Origin of the sequence: Bradyrhizobium arachidis, assembly GCF_015291705.1 — a bacterium.
Lineage (GTDB): Bacteria > Pseudomonadota > Alphaproteobacteria > Rhizobiales > Xanthobacteraceae > Bradyrhizobium > Bradyrhizobium arachidis.
Window position 1 is genome coordinate 4187943 of sequence record NZ_CP030050.1, and the last position, 19158, is coordinate 4207100.

Below are 19158 nucleotides of genomic sequence, written 5' to 3' on the forward strand. Positions count from 1 at the left end.
GCCGGCGCCGTGGAGTGACGAAGCCTTGAACGACCTTGGATTGGACGACCCTGGATATCAACAGCGTGGGATTTGGAGAGACAACATGACACGAGCACTCGGACTGGTTCCGGCCATCGCGCTGGCGACGGCCTTGTTCGGCGGCACGGCAGGGGCGCAGACCATCAAGATCGGCGTCAATGAGCCGCTCACCGGCGCGTTCGCGGCCTCCGGCACCTACGTGGTCAACGGCGCCAAGATCGCCGCCGACGAGATCAACGCCAAGGGCGGAATTCTCGGCAAGAAGATCGAGCTCGTCATCGAGGACAACAAGAGCAATCCGACGGAAGCTGCCGCCGTCGCCGAAAAACTCATCACCAGCGACAAGGTGCCGGTGCTGATGGGCGCCTGGGGCTCGAGCCTGACGCTCGCGGTGATGCCCAAGCTGATGGAATACGAGACCCCGATGGTCGTCGAAACCTCGTCCTCCGGCAAGATCACGACGACGGGCAATCCCTTCATCTTCCGGATCTCGCCGCCCTCGGCGGTCGAGGCCGCCGCGTTCAAGGGCATTGTCGACAAGCTCGCGCTGAAGAAGGTGGACTTCCTCGTCATCAACAACGACTGGGGCCGGGGCACTGCCGAGGACTTCAGCAAGATGATGAAGGACAAGGGCATCAGCATCGGCCTCGTCGAGACCATGGACCAGGGCGCGCAGGACATGAGCGCGCAGCTCTCCAAGATCAAGAGCTCGGATTCCGAGACGGTGATCGTCACGACGGCGGTCGATCAGCTGACGCTGATCTTCAAGCAGGCGGCCGCGCTCGGCCTGAAGAAGCGCATCATCACCACCGGCGGCTCGCAGAACCCGGACCAGATCATCGCCCAGGCCGGTGCCGCCGCCAACGGCACCATGCATCTGACCACCTTCCTGCCGTGGTTCCCGGACAAGACGCCGAATCCGGAAGCCACCAACTATTTCATCACGGAATGGAAGAAGCGCGGTTTCGAGTTCGCCGGCTGCACCGAGAGTTTTCGCGGCTATGACGGCATCCGCACTGCGGCGGCGGCGATCGAGAAGGCCGGCAAGGCCGAGCCAGCCGCAATCAAGGCGGCGCTCTGGGACATCAATATCAAGGGACTGAACGGCGATATCGTTTTCCGCAAGTCCGGTCCGGAAGGCAAGGAGAGTGGGCAGAGCCAGCCGAACGTCTATCTCATCGAGATCAACGACGGCAAGGTCGAGCTGAAGACGCTCTAGAGCATGATCCGGAAAAGTGTGAAGCGGTTTTCCGGCAAGATCATGCTCAAACAATAACGCGCTTCGTCGACGGCGAGGGCGGTACATCACTGCCCTCGTCATGTGCGATTTATTCGGGAACGGCTTTGAGCGAATTCCTTCAGCATCTGGTCAATATGCTCGTGCTCGGCGGCACCTATGCGCTGCTGGGCATCGGGTTGACCTTGATCTTCGGCATCATGAACGTTGTGAACTTCACGCACGGCGTGCTCTACACGTTCGGCGCCTACATCATGTTCATCGTGGTGCAGCAGCTCGGGCTGAATTTCTTCCTGGCATTGCCCGTCGCGGTGCTTGCCGGGTGGCTGCTCGGAGCAGCCATCGAGCTGACATTACTGCGACCGCTGCGCGGCTCCGACATCGACACCACGATGCTGGTCATGATCGGCGCCTGGATCGCGATGCAGTCCGGCACGCTATGGATCTGGGGCGGTGTCGCCAAATCGGTGGCGACGCCGTTTCCCGAAGCGCCGCTGGTGCTCGGACCGGTGTCGGTATCCTGGCTTCGCCTGTTTGTGCTCGCCGCAGCGGCAATGTTGATCCTGGTGACGTACTTCCTGATCAACAAGACCAGCCTGGGACGTGCAATGCGGGCGACGTTCCAGGACCACGACACGGCCTCGCTGATGGGTGTCAACGTGGACATGATCTACACCTCGACCTTCGCGATCGGCTCCAGCCTTGCCGCCGCCGCCGGCGCTCTGCTCGGGCCTGTCTACGTGATCTTCCCGCAAATGGGCGATCTCGCCGCCGTCAAGGCCTTCGCCATCGTCATCCTCGGGGGCCTCGGCAACATCACGGGCGCTGTGATCGGTGGCTTCATCCTGGCGCTGGCCGAGGAATTGGGGGCGGGCTACGTCTCGTCGGGTTACCGCGATGCCATGGGCTTCGTGATCATCATCGCGGTCCTGATCTTCCGGCCGACCGGCCTGTTTGCGCGCGCGGAGCGGGTTGGATGAGAGCCGCCGTCACCATTCTCGCCGTCGCGGCCCTGGCCTCGGTGCCGCTCTGGTTGCGCGATCCCTATCTCCTGAACGCGCTGATCACGACCGGCATCTTCGTCATCGGCGCGATGAGCCTCAATCTGCTGCTAGGCTTCACCGGCCAGCTCAGCCTCGGCCACATCGCTTTCTTCGGCATCGGCGCCTATGTCAGCGCGCTGACATCGCTCGGCTTCGACGTCGGTCTGCCCGGAGACGTCCGCCTGGTTCACGCACCTTGGCCGCCGATTGCAGGCTTCTTGCTGGCCATCCTGGTCGCCGGAATGTGCGGCTATTTCGTCGGGTTGCTCTCCTTCCGCGTCCGCGGCGCCTATTTCGTCATCGTGACCATCTCCTTTGCCGAGGTCGTCCGGCTGGTCGCGTTGAACTGGGTCGAGCTGACGCAGGGTCCGCTGGCACTGACCAACATTCCATCCATCGCGCTGCCCTTGCCCGGCCTTGGTGAGCTGACGCTGCGCACCAAGATGCAGAACTACTATCTCGTGCTGGTCGTGGCGCTGGTCGCCTATCTCCTGATCGCCCGCCTCGTTCATTCCCATTTCGGCCGTGCGATGCGGGGGCTGATGGAGAACGAGACGCTCGCCGTCTCTGTCGGCATCGACGTCACCAGGACGCTGACGGTGGCAGCCGTGATCTCGGCCGCGATCGCGGGCGCGGCCGGCAGCCTCTATGCGCACTACATCCGGATCATCGACCCCGAAGTGTTCGCCTTCATCAACACCGTCACCATGGTCATCATGGTGATCAGCGGCGGCAAGGGCTCGCTGGCCGGGCCCGTGGTCGGCGGCCTGATCTTCGGGCTGCTGCCGGTCGCGTTGCGGCCGGTCATGGCGCCGGAGGCGCAGTGGATCGCCTATGGCGGCGTGCTGATCGCCATCCTGTTCGTGCTGCCCCGTGGCATCGTGCCCTCGCTCGCACAGCGCTTCATCCGACGGCGCAGCGGCGCGCCGGCGTTGGCATCGGTCGCGCTCACCGAAACCGGTGCCAAGGAGCCGGCGTGATGACCGCGCGCAGCATTGCCATGACCATCGAGCAGGTCGCCGTTCGCTTCGGCGGCCTAGTCGCGATCTCCGACATGAGTTTTACGGTCGGTGAGGGCGAGATCGTCAGCCTGATCGGGCCGAATGGCGCCGGCAAGACCACCGCCTTCAACGTCATGACTGGTTTCCTGACGCCGAGCGCAGGCCAGGTCACCTATCAGGGTACGACGCTGACCGGGTTGAAGCCGCACCAGATCGCCGATCTCGGCCTGATACGCACCTTTCAGCGCACCAGCGTGTTTCCCAACGACACCGTCTACGACAATCTCCTGATCGGCCTGCATCGTCAGGGTCGGGTCAGGCTGCTCGATGCCATCCTCGGGCTGCCGGGCGCGCGCGCCTCGGAACGGAGGCTCCGGCAGCGCGCGAGCGAGTTGATCGAATGGGTCGGCCTCGAACGCCGCGCCCATGATGCGGCCGGCTCGCTGTCCTACGGTGAGCAGCGCCTTGTCGGTGTCGCGCTGGCGCTGGCGGCGGAGCCCTCGATGCTGCTGCTCGACGAGCCCGTCTCGGGCATGAACGCCTCGGAAACCCACCGCTTCGTCGAGCTGATCCGCAGCGTCCGCGACCGTGGCATCACCATCCTGCTGGTCGAGCACGACATGCCGATGGTGATGACCGTCTCGGACCGCATCGTGGTGCTGAACTATGGCCGCATCATTGCCGAGGGGACACCGGATGTGATCCGCAACGATCCGGCCGTGATCGAGGCCTATCTCGGACATGGAGCGGGGCGTGCTTGAGATCCGCGACATGGTGTGCGGCTATGGCGGCGTCACTGCGCTGCGTGGCATCTCGCTCGACGTCAAGGCCGGCCAGCTCGTCGCCCTGATTGGCGCCAACGGCGCCGGCAAGAGCACGACGCTGCGTGCGATTTCCGGCCTCGTGCCGCCGCGCGCAGGGCAAATGCGGTTCGAGGGCATCGACATCACCGGGGCGAGACCACCGCGCGTGCTCGCCAGCGGGATCGCACATTGTCCGGAAGGCCGGCGCGTATTTCCGCACATGAGCGTCGAGGAAAATCTCGACATGGGGGCTTACCTCCGTCGTGGTTCGGGCGAGATCGCGGCGGACCGCGACCGCATCTACGCGGAATTTCCGCGGCTCGCCGAGCGACGCCGGCAGGCGGCGGGCACGCTGTCGGGCGGCGAGCAGCAGATGCTGGCGATCGGGCGCGCGCTGATGTCGCGGCCGCGGCTGATCATGTTCGACGAGCCCTCGCTCGGCCTTGCGCCCAACATCGTCGAGCGAACCTTTGCGATCATCCGCGGTATCCGCGATGCCGGCACCACGGTGCTGCTGGTCGAGCAGAATGCGTTCGCCGCGCTCGAGATGTGCGACCACGCCTATCTGCTCGAGAATGGCCGCATCGTGCTGTCGGGCGCAGGCTCCGAGCTGATCGAGAACGAGCATGTGCGGAAGGCCTATCTCGGTGGATGACGATGCCGCCGGCTCGGCTGGCTTCGGCTGGACGCCGGTCTGCGATCTCGACCGCCTGAGAGCGGAGACGATCGTTCACGTACATGTTGCAGGCCTCGACCTGCTGGTGATCTGGAACGACGGCGATGCCGTCGCATGCGACCGCGCGTGTCCGCATGAACAGGCGGACCTGGCTCTCGGACAGGTGAGGGCCGGCCGGCTGTTCTGTCCGCGTCACGCGGCATCGTTCGATTTGCGGGACGGGGCGATCAATCCGGGATGGCCGAGCCCGCCGTTGCGGCTTTACCCGATACGGATCACGGGAGCACAAATCTGCGTGGAAGTGCGAGAGCGGCAAGCGCGACGTCATGCCCCTGTTTTGCCCGACGAGTCAGAATAATCGATGGTGTCGCCTTGCCTGCAAAATTCGTCTTTGAAAACAACGGCATTCTACTGTGCATGGGGTTGTTTTCACGTTTCAGTCCAGCAACCGGCGAACGGCGTCGACGAGGACCCCCTCTGGCCGCCGCAGGGCCTCGAGAATGGTGAAATGGTCGGCGCCGTCGACCGGAATGAGCTTGCCGGGCGCCTTCGCCGCCGTGCGCTTGTCGTGGAGGTTGATGGAATCGCACACGAGCGCCGGCAGCTCGTTGCTGCCATAGGCGATGTCGAGCCGCTTCGGCGTGACGGGCAGGCGCAGCGGCGACAGCGCGGCGATTTCCTCATCCGTCAGCTTCAGCGCGTTGTTGAGGCCGGTATCGCGGATTGGCGCGAGCTCGTACACGCCTGAGATCGCCAGTCCCGCATGGACACTCGGATGGTTCAGCGCCATCGCTGCGAGATGGGCTCCGGCGGACCAACCCGACAAGACGACCGGTCCGGCAACGCCATAGGACGCGCCATTTGCGGCAAGCCAGTCGAGCGCGCGCGGCACTTCGGCGACGATGTCGGTGAGGGATACCTCCGGCGCCAGCGAATAGCCGGGAATGGCAACCGACCAGCCATGGGCGGCGATGCCTTCGACGAGCATCGCGAACAATTCGCGCGAATTGCGCTGCCAATAGCCGCCATGCAGGAATACCAAGCAGGGCGCCTCAGGCCTGCCGGCCGGGTAGAGATCGATCTTGTTGTTCGGCCGCTGACCGTAAGCCAGATCGAGATGGGATTTCAGCGTGCTTCGCAGCCGGCCAGAGGCTTCGTTCCGTTCGGCAATCAGGGCCGTGCTGTTCTTGACGGCCGCGTTGTTGTCATAGGCGGCGTCACGTTCTGCCTGGGACAGCCCGGACCATGCGGAACGGGGGTCGACTGGTCGACCTCTCGAATGAGCATTCTCAATCATAATCACTCCGATGCGGCCCGGATGGCACCCTTATCCAATTTGGGCCGGCTATTCACCGACAATTGAGGTGTTAGACCAGCCGTGTCCAGATTGGACAAGGCTGCCTCGGATTATGCCATGCGGGATCATTGTTGCTTTCTCTTGTCCGCACCACTTTACTGTTGCGGTTGCATCAGACGCCCATTCAGGCGAAGGGTATGCTCCACGCCACGCAAAATGCTGGTTCGGGTGCATGCGCACCTCCGTGCTGTCGGTTCGATGAAAGAATAGCATTTGAAATCGCAAGACTATCGCTTTTCCGTCGCCCCCATGATGGATTGGAGCGGGTGTATAGGTTTTTCAACCGGTTAGAAGGCGGCGTGTGCGCGACGTGTGCACCGGGAGATCAAGATAAATCCTGCGCAGGCCAACGTGAGCAGGCGTTTTGAAGCAGGCAGATTGGTCGCGGAAAGCGCAGCTTCTTTGCACTCGCGCAGCTACTTGCAAGCTATTTTATCAATGACGCGACGGGTGGGACCGACCAGCTCTTAATCAGCGGGTCTCAGGTTCGGGCCCTTGTGCGCCGGCAATCCTCGAGTTGGCCACCTCGCACGGTCGCGCCGCGGCCGAACTTGGTGGTGTCGGTAACGAGCACGGTCATCCGTGAATTCGCGCCGATGGACTGGCGCGCCTGGACTTCGCCGACGTGAAAGTCCAGGAGTGAGCCATCCTGATCGACGCCGACGATGCCATAGTCGGCCTGCAAGCCCGCGAAAATGTTTACGGCCGCCTCGCCGACGATGTCCCGGTCGAGCGGGCGGAGCGTGCCGCCGGCGATCGATATCGCCGCACCAGGATTCTGCGCGAACGCGGCGGCATTCTTGTCGGTCCCGAGACGGACGTGGCGCTGGCGGCTGCGGACAGTCTGGCCGAGCTTCGCGACCCGGCGGCCAGTGCGTACGTGAAAACCCGGCAGTGAGGATTCAACCAAGCGAGATTGCCTGCGCCACCATGAGGCCAGCACCCAGGACGCAGATTAGTCCGGTAAAGAGTTCAAAGATCGACGGCCCAGGGCGGCCTACCGCTAACAGCGCAAGGATGGCCGCAATGCCGAACCGAATGCCCTGTGGCGTGAGGTTATTCCACCCAATAATATCCCAGCCGATAACCGAAAGAAGACTCATTTCCTGCCTCCTGTATTTGAAACCTTTCGTCGCCCGAATTTCCGCGCACGCGAGGCGGGTGACGGGGGTCGAAGTCGCGTCTGGCGGAGACGACCGAGGCGGAAGGCGTCGAAATGAAAACTTGCAGCCGCCCGTGTAGGGGCTTCGCCAGCAAGGCTCGTTGATGATGCTCGGTGGTGAATAGTTGGCATGGCTCTGGCGACACGCCGCCGACGGTTGATGCAAACTGAAACAAAAGAGGCCGCCGACCAAGGCGGCCTAACTGCCCTCGTCACCCGCTGAAGGATGGCGATCACGATGATGGCGATACTTTCACCCTTATGGTGGCCCCTTCGTCGCCATAAGTGGCCATTCCCTGACGTGCCGATTGGAGAATGCTTGAGCCCGACTTGACCGCAACCTTACGCCGGTGAACGATACGGATATGCGCACCCCGAATGGTCCGCCAGCTATGGGAAATTCTAATCCGAGTCATTTAACCTCCAGGTTCAATGAATGGTAACGGTTGTCTCAGCAAACTTGCTTTGCAACACACGCCCGAGATAGCCGATCCCAACGTCAACGACCGTGATGCGCGTCACTGGAACTTCGACCACATGTTCGGATTGTGTCCCGCCGTCGTAGGTTCGGTGTCATCATAGCGCGTATCCCTATCCGCTGTCGTAGCGCGTACCCCCGACGGTTCTTGATACCGGCCAGATGCGCCGTTCCGCACAAATTCTCGGGCGGCCAGCGTCAACGCATCGCGGTCGCGCGCGCATTGATGTTGCGGCCGAAGCTGCTGGTTGTCGACGAGCCGGTCTCCGCGCCCGACATGTCGGGCAGGCACGGATTCTCAACCTTCTGGTCGATCTACAGCGCGAGCTGAGGCTCGCCTACCTCTTCATCTCGCGCGATCTCGGGATGGTGCGTCGATCCTGGACACAGGCTGCTAGGCACCAACCTGCAGTGACAACGGCAAGTAGGCGCGGTCTTGCTGCAATGGTGATTGCATGAAGCACTAGACCGGTAAGGCATCGGATGCGATCGGCGCTCTCGGTCCCGCACTCTCTCAGCTCGTCCATGCTGCACACGGCGACGCGTACAGGCTTCATCTTCGAAGTGATGCTTGAAGCTTGGATGAGTACATCGCAGGCGCTCCAACGGTGATCGAAGCATGCCCCATCGAGTTGTGCTCTCCAATATGTGATGAGGATCACGGCGCTAACGCGTGACCTGCAAGATTGTCGTGTCGATCAGTTGCTTGCTGTTCTTCGAGGAGCACACCATGAACATCGTGATTAAAAGACTTAATGGCCTGTGGCACCTTGTCGTCGGGGCGTGCCAGCTCCGAACTCCCTTCCTGGAGACTCAGGACCGGGAGCTGGTCGTTACGTACGCCCGGCGAGCTTACCCTGGTGCCAAAATCTTCGAACGCGACTGATCTTAACAGCGACGCGTCGGTCGACTGCTCCCGGCTGTGGGGGCGCAAATTTCAATCAAGAAATGTCATGGACATATCACGCTGTGTCCTGACAAGATCAAGGACCGAGGCTCTCGCGCAATCGCCGGAGCTGGGACCGGAGCCGCTCGCAGCCCAATTCCCTCTCGAACTTGGTGATCGCCTCAAGCGTTGGTTCAGCGCGCAGGGTCTGCAACCGCGCCATGTCGCGGGTGCAGGTATCTTCGGAACGGACAGACTCATTCTGTGCCTGCTGCTTCGGAGCCGCTTGCGGCGCCGCATTTCCGCCGGAAGGTAGAGCGGCATTGCTGCCAACACTCTCAAATAGACGCTGTACTTGCGAACGCAGCCGCTTGCAGGCGACCTCGCGTTGGAAGTTGGTGATCTCGTCCGGCGCTGGGTTGGCGCGCAGACGCGCCAGCCTCGCTTCCTCGCGGATACAGGGATCCGTGATTTCGGGGGCCGGCTCCGCCGGAAGCGGCGGCTTGGGGAGTTCCGCCTTCACCGCCGGCGGCACGCTTGGCGGCGTCGGATTGACTACGGCCGGCTTCGGCAGGGCCGGCGCCGAAACTGGCGGAGGGGGCGGTACCGGCGCGACATTGGTTGCACCGAGCTGCGGCACTAAGGAGATGGTCGCGCCGCCGAGTGAGCCATAGATGAAAGGCTCCTGCCGTCCACCGGTCATGGCGATGACCTCATCGCGCACGCGGCCAAGCGCGATCCGAATGTCGATACCGGGCTCGGCAAGGTGTCGGAGCAGAGCGGCTGCATAAGGACTATTCACGCCGTCGCCGTCATAGGAAATCGAGCCGGCCTTCGCCGCGAAAGCCACCAGCGTATCGGCACTGATTTCATCAAGCTTCGCAAGCCCGCCTCTGGTCGGCGAGCGGCTCGCGGACCGCAGCTTGGCCGCAAACGGGTTGTCGCGGCAGGCGTCGAGCAGTATCAACCGCAGGCGGCGTACCGGTTGCAGCGCCCAGATGATGCGATCGAGCGCGATAGCCTCATCGTCGATGTCGTAGTCGTGGCTCAGCTTGGCATCCATCGGTATCAGATAATTCATGCCGCCGATCTCGATGCCGTGACCGGCGTAATAGACCACCGCCACATCGGCGTTCTCTGCAGTAATGAGGAACTCGCGCACAGCGCGCTTGAGGTCGACGACGCCGAGATCGTTGCGCGAAATGACGACGTCGAAACCGATAGATTTGAACAGCGCGGCGATTGCTTTGGAGTCGTTGGCAGTATTGGTCAGCTTCGGTGCGTTCGTATAGGAGGAGATTCCGACCACCAGCGCGACCCGTCGTTCTGCTGCAGCCGCATCGGCGAACAACGCGCTGACGATGAGGCAGAGGACGTAGATTATATGCCGGCGCGGTTTCATCGCTGCATCAATATCCGTAACTCCGCCAGGTGCGTTGGCGGTACTTGCGTTTTCTCGGCGGCTGGCCGCTCTCCGTCACTGTTACGTTGATGACTTCGGAGAACACAGCTGGATCGTGCGGCACGTGGGCAAAATCGGCGAACAGCAGGCGCAGCTTGTGCTGGCCGAGCGGGAGTGTGATTTTCGCCTCGGTCTGGCCCGCGCCGAAGTGCAGGTGGTTGAAGTCGTTCGGGATCGGTTGGTTGAGCGGAGGCAACTCGGCATCGACAAGCAAATGATGATGGCCGGTGTTGGGTTTGTCGTAGCCCGCCGGCGCCACGCCCATGTTCAACAAACCAAAGCGGATAACCGGGGTCTGAGAAATATAGGAACCGTTCTTCGGATAGATGAAATAGACCTTGGCATCCTTCGGCGCGGGACGACGTCCGCTCGCCGCAGGAGCGGCTTGAGCTACCGCGGGGCCAGTTTGGTCAGCGACCTTGACCCTGATCCGCTCGGAGATCACCGGCGGCGAATGCGGAACGTGATTCTTGTCAGCGAACACCAGCTGCAACGTGTGCTCGCCGGGCGTCAGCGAAACCTCTGCCTCGGTCTGCCCCGCGCCGAAATGGAGGTGCTGGAAATCGTTCGGAATTTCAGCGTTCAGTGCTGGGGGTGGCGAGTCGACGATCAAATGATGGTGACCGCTGTTGGCGCGGTCCGAACCTGCCGGCGCAACGCCCATGCCATGGAGACCGAAATGTAAAGTGGTCTTGGTTGGCAGTGTGTCGCCATCCTTCAAGCCGATGAAATAGACGGCCGCCCCGGGCGGCGAAGGCGTCGGTCCGCCCGTCTGGGCTTGGGCCTGTGCGGCGTGGCAGTGCATCAAACCGCCGACAAATGGAACTAGAATGGATATCAGCAATCGTTGCATCATCGCAATCTTCCCAATGCACAGAGCACAACTTGGACCGAGGGCCCGGGGGAATCTGATTAATTGCAAGCATCGATAATATGCCCGTCCAAACGGACGGGATGAAACGATTAAAACGATATTCCTTTGCCGCCCAATGTAAACCAAAATCCCGCGGCGCGACTGCACCTTGCCGGTCGCGGTCGAATGAAGCATGCTATGCGGCATTGAATGTGACGTGTGCATACTCCCGATCGTTCGAGCCGACCGGAGATCACAATATGAATTTCGCCGTTCTGACTGTGATTTGTCTCACAGCGCTTTTTGCAAGTGCTGCGGCAAGCGCGCAGCGAGGGCTGAGCAGCGGCCCGTCTGTCGACCAGCCGTCCGCGCCATCCGACACCAGAATGGCTCAACAACAGGGCGCCAGTCTGGATCCGGGAGAACTGTTTCGCGACTGCGATAACTGCGCTGAGCTCGTGGTTGTGCCGCCGGGAGACTTCGTGATGGGATCCAATGACACGCCCTATGAGAAACCCGAGCACCTGATCAGCATTCGCAAGCCCTTCGCCATCGGGCGCCGCGAGGTGACGTTCGCGGAGTGGGATCCGTGCGCCGATGCCGGCGCGTGCAAAGTGCGGCCCGAGGATCACGGGTGGGGGCGCGGCGACCGCCCAGTGATCAATATCAGCTGGGAAGACGCCAAGCTGTACGTCGCCTGGCTGTCGCAGAAGACCGGGCAGAAATACCGTCTCCCCAGCGAAGCGGAATGGGAATATGCCGCGCGCGCGGGAACCAGAACGCCGTTCTGGTGGGGCAGAGAGGCAGGCGCGGGTCATGCGCAGTGCGACGGCTGTGGCAGTCCGATCAAGCAGCAGGTCGTGCCAACGGGCTCGTTCCGGCCAAATGGCTTCGGGCTCTACGATACTTCTGGCAATGCTGCGGAATGGGTCGAGGATTGCTGGAACGATTCCTATCGGAATGCGCCAAAGGACGCGTCGCCTTGGACGTCGGGCGACTGCCGTCTGCGAGTGCTGCGCGGGGGCAACTTCCTCAGCAAGGCCAACGACGTCAGATCTTCGGCGAGGTTTCGCTACGACGTAGACGTGCGTTACTACGCCAACGGCTTTCGCGTCGTGCGGGAGTTGCCGTAATCATGCCGCGGGCGGAAACAATGCGCGCGATCGTCGTGGCGACACTTGCGTTGCTTGCTGCAGCCCCTGCCGCTCGGGCGCAATCCTACTCCGCCAGCGGGCAAATCGGCTATCTGCACGAATGGGAAATAACGGGAAATCTCGGGAAAACGGCTAAGCGTCCAGGTGCGGAATATTCGGGGACGATCACGCTGCGCCACGTCGGTCTGTGCAGCGTCAATGGCGTAGAGCAAAAGCAGGCGCGATTGCAGCTGAAAGTGTTCCCCGGGCGGCTGGAAGGTGTATTGATCATGGACGAGGATCAATGCCGGATCGTCGCATCCGGATCATCAGGTTCGGGGCAGCTGACCTGCGGCAGCGGACAAGACGTTCCGATCACTCTCCTGATCGGCAAGGCGGTGGAGACCGAAGCGGCTGATCGCGCGCGACTTTAGAGCGCTGCGGTTCCGAAGTGCTGCTTGTTCGCCGCCCGACTGTCCGTGACGACTATGATTCCGGCGCCCGCGCCAACACACGTTGCTGCGGCCGCGACTGGCTTGGCCCCTCCGCGAACGCCGGATGATTGCTGTCGTGAGCGCATTCACCCCCTGACGAAGAAGTATGAACGATGGTAGCTCTGACAGCATGGCATCCTCTCAGTGCGGATTGCCGAGCACGAATGCGAACGGCAGAACGAAAATCTCGTCGCCGGCCTCATCGCTGACATGCAGGGCCCACTGACGCCAATCTTCCAGGTTGGCGGTTGCGACGAGAGATCGCACCCTGCGGGTGGCCTCCTCACACGCTTCGATCAGGTCGGATACGAATGTACCGCGACGATCCATCAGTACTCCCTTGGTGTTCGAGCAATGGAAATAGACCTGAGTCATGTACGCCTCCCTGCAATATTCGGGTCAGCAAGCCCGACCCTGCATGTCGGAGTCATACTAGGCCGCAAAGCGGATTGTCCGTGATCACTCGCACATTGCGCGGTTTGGTGGCCCCGCGGGGCCGTGATCGTGCACGCCACACATCCACGGACAAGGTATGGATCCAACGTCTGCGTTAGGCCAATGGCTGGCGTCAGCCGTGCCTGCTCTGTCAGCAGCCGAAACCTCCGCGGCTGCTGTCGATCGTACCTGCGTCCCGTCGGGTTCGGCTGGTCCGGCGCCGCTGGAAGCGGGCGCATTGCCGGCAGAGATTGCAACAGAGCGCGGCATCATCTTGCAGTGCTTGCAAACGCGATGCAGGGGAGAAGGCTAGGAGGTCTGTCTATCAATGGTGGCGGGACCGAATTGCCCCGCCATTGACCCACAGAGGTCCGTACAAGCATTTCTATATTTATCGGCTAGTCTAGGTCGTTACCCCGCGGCCATAAATAGAACCCACCGCCAACTCTGTGTGATAAAGCGGTGGCTTTAGGGTGGTCATGAATGCCACAAAGCACAGCACTCCGATCGCGAAGATGAGAAGACTAAAAAAGTGGTTCAGGTTCATCTGTGTTCCTCGCCGCCTTTCGTTTGGGGCCGAATCATACAGCCATGAACCGGAGGATGAAGAGATCGACCCGAATCTTCTGTGACGGCGCTCACATCTAGAGAATTGCCTCCTCTGCCTGCCCTGAGTCACGCAACGGTCATTTGCTTGGCTATCTTCGCGATGGCCGTGATGCCATGGCCGCCCGTGATTTTCGTCACAGATGGAAAAGTCACCCTCCAGTATGGTTCGAGCCACATGTTGTTCATTGCAACCCCTGAGGAGGGAGTTATGAGTGAAATGCGTGAGCTGATCGATACGGAACTCGACGCCGTGAGTGGAGGACATCACGGGCATCATCATGGGCATCACGGGCATCACGGGCTCTTCAGCTTCGGCAACATCGGCAATATCGGCCATTTCGGCAATATCGTCATAGAGCAGAACATTGCCGTGCAGATTGGTGTGGCTATCGGCAATAACGCCAGCGTCACTCAGCAGCTCGGTCAGCTGAACTTCAGCTCTATCCACTAAATCGCGGATGCCCGAACACTCCTTACCCGCTGCCGAGGGTGTTCGGGTACGAATTCAATCGAGAATTCTCATGGACACGGGCACCGTCGCTCAAGACTCTCGACACGGTGTCGATGCTCAACGAGCGTACCTGTTGCTCATCCTGCCGCGCGCAAGTTCGTGTCCATTCCGATCGCTTGACCGCCCAAGCCAGCGACCACTTCTGCAACCGCTTCGTTCGCTGGCGGTAGGCCAGCGTGCGGAGCCATGTCATGGACGCGCTTGCCGCCGCCAATGATGCCGCTGTCCAGGCGATCGACACCTTTATTGTCGGCATCCATCAGCATCGAGCGTGCATCACCCGGAGCGGGTTCAGTCGATGGGACGCTCCACGGGTGGGGTGGCGCGCAGGATTCTTGCGGTCGTTGATACCAACGGCCTGCCGATCCGGCTCGCGGCAACGCCTTGTCGGGAAAGGTCCTGTCTCGCCTCAGGGCTCAACATTGCTTGTCGACCGCGGCTGCGACGCCGATTGGGATCAAAGAACTCGCAATGTCGTGGAACGCGTCGCCCTGCGGCGAGCCTGCGGCCACCTCACTCGCGTTCGATCCGTTTGTTGCGCTGAATGGGCGTTGCGTCGCGCTCAATTCTTACACGTGGTGCCTGAGACAGCCAGATCCGTTCGAGACATGCGAGAGTCCATGCCACACGAATCAGAACAGAAGCGCCGTGGGAGCAAATGTCGCACACGGCATTTATCCAACGGGCCATATCGTCGCTAAAGCTGATTGCCACGCCGGGCCCCCCGTGATTTCTGTCACAGATAGAAAAACCGTCCTCCAGTATCAACACGCGTAGTGAGGCACTGGCTTGCTTTGAGCTGGATGTTGTTCACCCGCAAACCTGAGGATGGAATCATGAATGAAGTGCGTGAACTGATCGATATGGAACTCGACGCGGTGTCTGGTGGGGGACTCTTCGACGTGAGCAACTTGTCCGGCAATATCGTCGTACAGCCGCAGATTGCTACGCAGGTCGGTGTTGCCGTCGGCGGCTTCAGCGTCTTCGGCAATGGAGGCAACGCAAACCTCACACAGCTGCTCGCTCAGGCGAACGTCAGCTCGATCGGCTAAGTCCAGGATGCCCCGCACACTCCCGGCCGCTCCCGGGGGGTGCGGGTACAACTCGCTCACTGTAAGGTGCCCGTTACCAAGGTGTTCCGCCATCGGCTAAACGCCTTCGGGCCACCAAGGCTGATAAATCCCGCAACGTAATCGGACACATCCCGCTGTCAGATCTTATGACCCGCCGATCCGGGAGTGGCGTCAGCCTGCATCCGAGCTCCTCTCTCCATTCCCCACGGTTAGCCTCCAAGAGCCGACCATCCATGAATCATTGAGAAATCGGTTCGGGAATCGCTTTTGTGATCGCCGACCAACAGCCTGCATAAAGTAGCGTTAGGCCATGAATTCATAAAGCCGGTGGCTTGGCGCACCGAAATTGATGGCCGTCTTGCTGTCCTAAAGCGACGCGGTTGCTGCGCGGCAGCGAAATGAAGCGGTGGTCCGTGACCGGCATCCGCATGGCATTTGATCGGATCGGCGTGCTGTCGTCGTACAGTCTCCTTCAATAAAAGGTCTTCCCGTTGGTGAAAGGACCAAGGAATCGGTTGTCAGCAGCTTGATTGAACCGTCTATTGGCCGCGGCGCCGGACGAGCAAGACGGCCGGCGATACAGCGGAGAGCGGGCCGAATGCTACGGCCAAAACCCTCCCTGGTAGATCTCAGTGAGTATCGGATCCGCCCAACGCGTTCGCGGAATTGAGTGCTGGCACACCGTGCGGCCGGACTTCCAATCCGTCGCCGCGGGCAGGTTCGTATCAATTCCGATCGCCTGACCGCTGAAGCTAGCGGCGGCGATAGCAATGTACGATACGACATCAATCGTTCCATCCGATAGGTTCGCAGAAATTGTTGCGTCGGTTTGAGAGGATCACGATCTTCATAGGCCGATGTCCTGCGCCTGCTGTCACAACCAAGCAAGTGCTGCTGCGGTGGCCACGACATCGAGTCGGAGAACTCGCCATCAGGAACGGCGCCTGGCCAGCATCCCTGCGGAAAGCAGTCCATGCGTCTACCGAGCCCGCAATATCGATGAACGCGTCTTCAACAGGATCGAGCAATGTCGTCGGATCGCAACGCGCTTCGACAGCCTTGCGGTCAACTGCCTCGCATACGTTCAGCTCGCGTCAGAGTTCTCGCTCTGCGCTATGAGACCAGGCCCCCGGGTTATGAAGGTGTCTGAGACAGTCAGGTTCGTTCGAGCGATATCGCAGCCAAGGCTGCCACTGTGGAGCGTGCGTGATTCTTCTCACAGATAGAAAGGCAACCATCCGGTAAGAACACGGGCAGTGAGGCGCTGGTTTGCTTTGAGCCAGATGTCGATCACAGCAACAAGAGGGAAGACATGATTGAAGCGTGTGAATTGATCGATATGGAACTCGACGCCGTGTCTGGCGGGTTCTTCGACCTGAGCAATCTGTCCAACAACATCGTCGCGCAGGCGAACTCTGCCACGCAGGTCGGTGTGGCTCAGGGCGGCTCCAGCGTCTTCGGTGCCGGTGGTGCCGCTGCCGTCACGCAGCTGCTCGCGCAGTCGAACACCAGCTCGATCGGCTAAGTCACAGAGACCAGAGGAGAGAAATCATGATTGAAGCGTGTGAACTGATCGACATGGAACTCGACGCCGTGTCTGGCGGGTTCTTCGACCTGAGCAATCTGTCCAACAACATCGTCGCGCAGGCGAACTCTGCCACGCAGGTCGGTGTGGCTCAGGGCGGCTCCAGCGTCTTCGGTGCCGGTGGTGCCGCTGCCGTCACGCAGCTGCTCGCGCAGTCGAACACCAGCTCGATCGGCTAAGTCACAGATACCAGAGGAGGGAAGTCATGATTGAAGCGTGTGAACTAATCGACATGGAACTCGACGCCGTGGCTGGAGGGTTCTTCGACCTGAGCAATCTGTCCAACAACATCGTCGCGCAGGCGAACAATGCCACGCAGGTCGGTGTGGCTCAGGGCGGCTCCAGCGTCTTCGGTGCCGGTGGTGCCGCTGCCGTCACGCAGCTGCTCGCGCAGTCGAACACCAGCTCGATCGGCTAAGTCAGCGATGCCCGCACACTCCTTGGCTGCCCTCGGGGTGTGCGGGTACTCATTTCAATCGAGAACTCTCATGGACACAAGCACCCCTGGTAACGAGAGCGCTGGATCTGGCAAAGCCACACGATGCGCAGTTTGTGATCGCAAGTTTGGACTCGTCCGGCACTACTCGTGGCGAACCCCTCTCTGCTCCAAGAAGTGCGTCAATCGCTTCAGAGCTCGTCGGGCGAGTGATGGCAATTGGCTATCCTGGCTTCTCGCTTTAGACCAGGCGCCAGAGAACCGAGCGAGGGCTTGATGACTTCCCAGATTTCACAACGAGGCAGGGAATACTTACAAATAGCACAGAGCTTGCTCCGCGCTGTCCAAACCATGACCGACCGAGCGATTGCCGCCCAGCTCAAGGCTCTCGCCGACGACTACGAGCGACGAGCCGAGAAAGCCTCGCATGCTGGTGCGGCCAGAGCAATTACGCGATCGGCCACCAGTGCTGAACGCGAGTGGCGTACATGACCAGACGGGCAGGTTCACAGCCTCCCTGCGGAAGAAATATTGGGACCGAGGCTTCAAGTCGCGATAGTTTTCACAACCCAAGACCACTCGGGTGAGTACTTGGCCGGTCGAGCGCTTGGGTATCCGATTCTATTGCGCCCCTGGTCTAGAGGCGAGGCAGAAAAGCCAGCGGAGTCGCGCTGCAACGGCGGCGGGAAGAGCATGAAATACGCCGCGCTTATCCAGGTTGATCGCTGCTTGTAGAAAGCAGCTCCGTTCCATGCCCTACGCCTACCTCAAACGTCCTAGTGCGAGGAAACACTACGTCGCCGTCATTGGCGGGCCGGCGTGGAGCATGACGAACTCTCCGAGGCATGAACTGACGAGCCAGACCTATAGACATCGGCCTGGCGAGCGGTTCCGAGCGGGAAACACGCCCGCGCTCGTTATCCGAGCCTTGCATTCGCTGACATACCGCCACGGAGCTGCGATGTGATCGTCCGCCCTCTGAAATGAGCGGCTCGATTCAGCAGGAAGATGCTTTTTCTCGTGGCGTTACACTTCCGCGATGTTCCCATTCGCGAATAGTCGGATGCTGGCCGGTGACCGCCCCTATGAGAGCTCTCGCCGTGCTTTGAAAGGAGAGTGCCTAAAAGCCAACAGCACCAGGCTCCGGAGGCTCGCAATCATGACTGCGTTAACGCCCGCTCCACGCTTACAGCTCAAGTAGCACATGCGCGGCGCATCGGCGATCGCGTCCAGCGCGCCGCACGCGGCAGGAAACATCCCGACCTAGCTGACGGTTGCTTCTCGAGTGCGTATGCTCACGGTCGGGGTGCATCGCTCATGCGTCTACCGAGCCCGCAATATCGATGAACGCGTCTTCAACAGGATCGAGCAATGTCGTCGGATCGCAACGCGCTTCGACAGCCTTGCGGTCAACTGCCTCGCATACGTTCAGCTCGCGTCAGAGTTCTCGCTCTGCGCTATGAGACCAGGCCCCCGGGTTATGAAGGTGTCTGAGACAGTCAGGTTCGTTCGAGCGATATCGCAGCCAAGGCTGCCACTGTGGAGCGTGCGTGATTCTTCTCACAGATAGAAAGGCAACCATCCGGTAAGAACACGGGCAGTGAGGCGCTGGTTTGCTTTGAGCCAGATGTCGATCACAGCAACAAGAGGGAAGACATGATTGAAGCGTGTGAATTGATCGATATGGAACTCGACGCCGTGTCTGGCGGGTTCTTCGACCTGAGCAATCTGTCCAACAACATCGTCGCGCAGGCGAACTCTGCCACGCAGGTCGGTGTGGCTCAGGGCGGCTCCAGCGTCTTCGGTGCCGGTGGCGCCGCTGCCGTCACGCAGCTGCTCGCGCAGTCGAACACCAGCTCGATCGGCTAAGTTACCAATGCCCGCACACTCCTTGGCTACTTCC

22 protein-coding genes and 3 pseudogenes are annotated in these 19158 nt (G+C 61.0%); 18 read left to right on the forward strand and 7 right to left on the reverse strand.

Annotated features, from left to right (window positions below; all coding sequences use genetic code 11):
- The first annotated feature begins 85 nt into the window (after nt 1-85).
- The 6 genes from WN72_RS19225 (at nt 86) to WN72_RS19250 (ending at nt 5139) form a co-directional block, all read left to right on the forward strand.
- Complete coding sequence (locus tag WN72_RS19225) at nt 86-1240, forward strand: ABC transporter substrate-binding protein (protein WP_092218533.1); 1155 nt, start codon at nt 86-88, stop codon at nt 1238-1240.
- 125 nt (nt 1241-1365) lie between these two features.
- Nucleotides 1366-2238, forward strand: coding sequence for a branched-chain amino acid ABC transporter permease (locus WN72_RS19230; protein WP_167381068.1), 873 nt, complete (start codon nt 1366-1368; stop codon nt 2236-2238).
- Complete coding sequence (locus tag WN72_RS19235; RefSeq protein WP_092218532.1) at nt 2235-3281, forward strand: branched-chain amino acid ABC transporter permease; 1047 nt, start codon at nt 2235-2237, stop codon at nt 3279-3281. The genes WN72_RS19230 and WN72_RS19235 overlap by 4 nt, the downstream gene beginning before the upstream one ends.
- Nucleotides 3281-4063 carry an ABC transporter ATP-binding protein gene (locus WN72_RS19240; RefSeq protein WP_167381067.1) on the forward strand — a complete coding sequence of 261 codons (783 nt, stop codon included), beginning with the start codon at nt 3281-3283 and terminating at the stop codon, nt 4061-4063. The genes WN72_RS19235 and WN72_RS19240 overlap by 1 nt, the downstream gene beginning before the upstream one ends.
- Complete coding sequence (locus WN72_RS19245) at nt 4056-4760, forward strand: ABC transporter ATP-binding protein (protein WP_027557197.1); 705 nt, start codon at nt 4056-4058, stop codon at nt 4758-4760. Before WN72_RS19240 ends, WN72_RS19245 begins: the two co-directional genes overlap by 8 nt.
- The gene (locus WN72_RS19250; protein ID WP_092218529.1) at nt 4732-5139 is read left to right on the forward strand and encodes a Rieske (2Fe-2S) protein; all 408 of its coding nucleotides are present in this window, start codon (nt 4732-4734) and stop codon (nt 5137-5139) included. Before WN72_RS19245 ends, WN72_RS19250 begins: the two co-directional genes overlap by 29 nt.
- Before the next feature lie 78 nt (nt 5140-5217).
- Here WN72_RS19250 and WN72_RS19255 read toward each other — a convergent pair whose 3' ends face one another.
- The 3 genes from WN72_RS19255 to WN72_RS19265 form a co-directional block, all read right to left on the reverse strand.
- Nucleotides 5218-6078: an alpha/beta hydrolase gene (locus tag WN72_RS19255; RefSeq protein WP_092218528.1), complete on the reverse strand. Its 861-nt coding sequence runs from the start codon at nt 6076-6078 to the stop codon at nt 5218-5220.
- A gap of 541 nt (nt 6079-6619) precedes the next feature.
- Nucleotides 6620-7048 (reverse strand): DeoR/GlpR family DNA-binding transcription regulator, encoded by a 429-nt coding sequence (locus WN72_RS19260; RefSeq protein WP_051377667.1) that lies wholly within the window; start codon nt 7046-7048, stop codon nt 6620-6622.
- The gene (locus tag WN72_RS19265) at nt 7041-7241 is read right to left on the reverse strand and encodes a hypothetical protein (RefSeq protein WP_027560427.1); all 201 of its coding nucleotides are present in this window, start codon (nt 7239-7241) and stop codon (nt 7041-7043) included. The genes WN72_RS19260 and WN72_RS19265 overlap by 8 nt, the downstream gene beginning before the upstream one ends.
- A 709-nt stretch (nt 7242-7950) precedes the next feature.
- On the opposite strand from WN72_RS19265, the pseudogene WN72_RS19270 reads away from it, so the two are divergent.
- Nucleotides 7951-8153 (forward strand): annotated as a pseudogene (locus WN72_RS19270) (ATP-binding cassette domain-containing protein); the annotation flags it as partial.
- A 355-nt stretch (nt 8154-8508) separates the two neighbouring features.
- Nucleotides 8509-8664 carry a hypothetical protein gene (locus WN72_RS19275; protein WP_167336479.1) on the forward strand — a complete coding sequence of 52 codons (156 nt, stop codon included), beginning with the start codon at nt 8509-8511 and terminating at the stop codon, nt 8662-8664.
- A gap of 97 nt (nt 8665-8761) precedes the next feature.
- Here WN72_RS19275 and WN72_RS19280 read toward each other — a convergent pair whose 3' ends face one another.
- Together WN72_RS19280 and WN72_RS19285 are read right to left on the reverse strand one after the other, a co-directional pair.
- Complete coding sequence (locus WN72_RS19280) at nt 8762-10066, reverse strand: caspase family protein (protein ID WP_092218526.1); 1305 nt, start codon at nt 10064-10066, stop codon at nt 8762-8764.
- Between the two features lie 7 nt (nt 10067-10073).
- Nucleotides 10074-10982: a DUF4399 domain-containing protein gene (locus tag WN72_RS19285; protein WP_027560426.1), complete on the reverse strand. Its 909-nt coding sequence runs from the start codon at nt 10980-10982 to the stop codon at nt 10074-10076.
- 257 nt (nt 10983-11239) lie between these two features.
- Between WN72_RS19285 and WN72_RS19290 the strand changes: the two genes are divergently transcribed.
- The gene (locus WN72_RS19290) at nt 11240-12112 is read left to right on the forward strand and encodes a formylglycine-generating enzyme family protein (protein WP_027560425.1); all 873 of its coding nucleotides are present in this window, start codon (nt 11240-11242) and stop codon (nt 12110-12112) included.
- 20 nt (nt 12113-12132) lie between these two features.
- The gene (locus WN72_RS19295) at nt 12133-12546 is read left to right on the forward strand and encodes a hypothetical protein (protein WP_028146187.1); all 414 of its coding nucleotides are present in this window, start codon (nt 12133-12135) and stop codon (nt 12544-12546) included.
- 201 nt (nt 12547-12747) lie between these two features.
- Here the strand turns inward: WN72_RS19295 and WN72_RS19300 are convergent, their stop codons facing one another.
- Nucleotides 12748-12981: a DUF6894 family protein gene (locus WN72_RS19300; protein ID WP_027560423.1), complete on the reverse strand. Its 234-nt coding sequence runs from the start codon at nt 12979-12981 to the stop codon at nt 12748-12750.
- A gap of 754 nt (nt 12982-13735) precedes the next feature.
- Between WN72_RS19300 and WN72_RS19305 the strand changes: the two genes are divergently transcribed.
- Entirely contained in the window at nt 13736-14101 is a 366-nt protein-coding gene (locus WN72_RS19305; protein WP_092218525.1) for a hypothetical protein, read from the forward strand.
- 137 nt (nt 14102-14238) lie between these two features.
- On the opposite strand, the gene WN72_RS47875 is transcribed toward WN72_RS19305, so the two are convergent.
- Nucleotides 14239-14427 (reverse strand): hypothetical protein, encoded by a 189-nt coding sequence (locus WN72_RS47875; protein WP_027560421.1) that lies wholly within the window; start codon nt 14425-14427, stop codon nt 14239-14241.
- A gap of 570 nt (nt 14428-14997) precedes the next feature.
- Here WN72_RS47875 and WN72_RS19315 point away from each other — a divergent pair.
- The 7 genes and pseudogenes from WN72_RS19315 (at nt 14998) to WN72_RS19345 (ending at nt 19124) form a co-directional block, all read left to right on the forward strand.
- A complete protein-coding gene (locus tag WN72_RS19315; RefSeq protein ID WP_028146188.1) occupies nt 14998-15213 on the forward strand; it encodes a hypothetical protein in 216 nt (71 codons plus the stop codon).
- A gap of 936 nt (nt 15214-16149) precedes the next feature.
- Nucleotides 16150-16331 (forward strand): annotated as a pseudogene (locus WN72_RS46970) (IS5/IS1182 family transposase); the annotation flags it as partial.
- Between the two features lie 215 nt (nt 16332-16546).
- Entirely contained in the window at nt 16547-16759 is a 213-nt protein-coding gene (locus WN72_RS19325; RefSeq protein WP_028146191.1) for a hypothetical protein, read from the forward strand.
- 26 nt (nt 16760-16785) lie between these two features.
- Nucleotides 16786-16998, forward strand: a complete 213-nt coding sequence (locus WN72_RS19330) for a hypothetical protein (RefSeq protein WP_028146191.1) — start codon at nt 16786-16788, stop codon at nt 16996-16998.
- A gap of 26 nt (nt 16999-17024) precedes the next feature.
- Nucleotides 17025-17237 carry a hypothetical protein gene (locus tag WN72_RS19335; protein ID WP_156950831.1) on the forward strand — a complete coding sequence of 71 codons (213 nt, stop codon included), beginning with the start codon at nt 17025-17027 and terminating at the stop codon, nt 17235-17237.
- 1339 nt (nt 17238-18576) lie between these two features.
- Nucleotides 18577-18696: pseudogene (locus WN72_RS47880) on the forward strand (IS5/IS1182 family transposase); the annotation flags it as partial.
- Nucleotides 18697-18911: 215 nt separating this feature from the next.
- Nucleotides 18912-19124, forward strand: coding sequence for a hypothetical protein (locus WN72_RS19345; protein ID WP_028146191.1), 213 nt, complete (start codon nt 18912-18914; stop codon nt 19122-19124).
- Nucleotides 19125-19158: the final 34 nt, after the last annotated feature.

Bases quoted from the DNA above. Each gene is read 5' to 3' on its own strand.
- WN72_RS19225 (WP_092218533.1), top strand. From the start codon at position 86: ATGACACGAGCACTCGGACTGGTTCCGGCCATCGCGCTGGCGACGGCC.
- WN72_RS19235 (WP_092218532.1), top strand. From the start codon at position 2,235: ATGAGAGCCGCCGTCACCATTCTCGCCGTCGCGGCCCTGGCCTCGGTG.
- WN72_RS19240 (WP_167381067.1), top strand. From the start codon at position 3,281: ATGACCGCGCGCAGCATTGCCATGACCATCGAGCAGGTCGCCGTTCGC.
- WN72_RS19250 (WP_092218529.1), top strand. From the start codon at position 4,732: ATGTGCGGAAGGCCTATCTCGGTGGATGACGATGCCGCCGGCTCGGCT.
- WN72_RS19255 (WP_092218528.1), bottom strand. From the start codon at position 6,078: ATGATTGAGAATGCTCATTCGAGAGGTCGACCAGTCGACCCCCGTTCC.
- WN72_RS19265 (WP_027560427.1), bottom strand. From the start codon at position 7,241: ATGAGTCTTCTTTCGGTTATCGGCTGGGATATTATTGGGTGGAATAAC.
- WN72_RS19275 (WP_167336479.1), top strand. From the start codon at position 8,509: ATGAACATCGTGATTAAAAGACTTAATGGCCTGTGGCACCTTGTCGTC.
- WN72_RS19280 (WP_092218526.1), bottom strand. From the start codon at position 10,066: ATGAAACCGCGCCGGCATATAATCTACGTCCTCTGCCTCATCGTCAGC.
- WN72_RS19285 (WP_027560426.1), bottom strand. From the start codon at position 10,982: ATGATGCAACGATTGCTGATATCCATTCTAGTTCCATTTGTCGGCGGT.
- WN72_RS19290 (WP_027560425.1), top strand. From the start codon at position 11,240: ATGAATTTCGCCGTTCTGACTGTGATTTGTCTCACAGCGCTTTTTGCA.
- WN72_RS19295 (WP_028146187.1), top strand. From the start codon at position 12,133: ATGCGCGCGATCGTCGTGGCGACACTTGCGTTGCTTGCTGCAGCCCCT.
- WN72_RS19300 (WP_027560423.1), bottom strand. From the start codon at position 12,981: ATGACTCAGGTCTATTTCCATTGCTCGAACACCAAGGGAGTACTGATG.
- WN72_RS47875 (WP_027560421.1), bottom strand. From the start codon at position 14,427: ATGCTGATGGATGCCGACAATAAAGGTGTCGATCGCCTGGACAGCGGC.
- WN72_RS19315 (WP_028146188.1), top strand. From the start codon at position 14,998: ATGAATGAAGTGCGTGAACTGATCGATATGGAACTCGACGCGGTGTCT.
- WN72_RS19325 (WP_028146191.1), top strand. From the start codon at position 16,547: ATGATTGAAGCGTGTGAATTGATCGATATGGAACTCGACGCCGTGTCT.
- WN72_RS19330 (WP_028146191.1), top strand. From the start codon at position 16,786: ATGATTGAAGCGTGTGAACTGATCGACATGGAACTCGACGCCGTGTCT.
- WN72_RS19335 (WP_156950831.1), top strand. From the start codon at position 17,025: ATGATTGAAGCGTGTGAACTAATCGACATGGAACTCGACGCCGTGGCT.
- WN72_RS19345 (WP_028146191.1), top strand. From the start codon at position 18,912: ATGATTGAAGCGTGTGAATTGATCGATATGGAACTCGACGCCGTGTCT.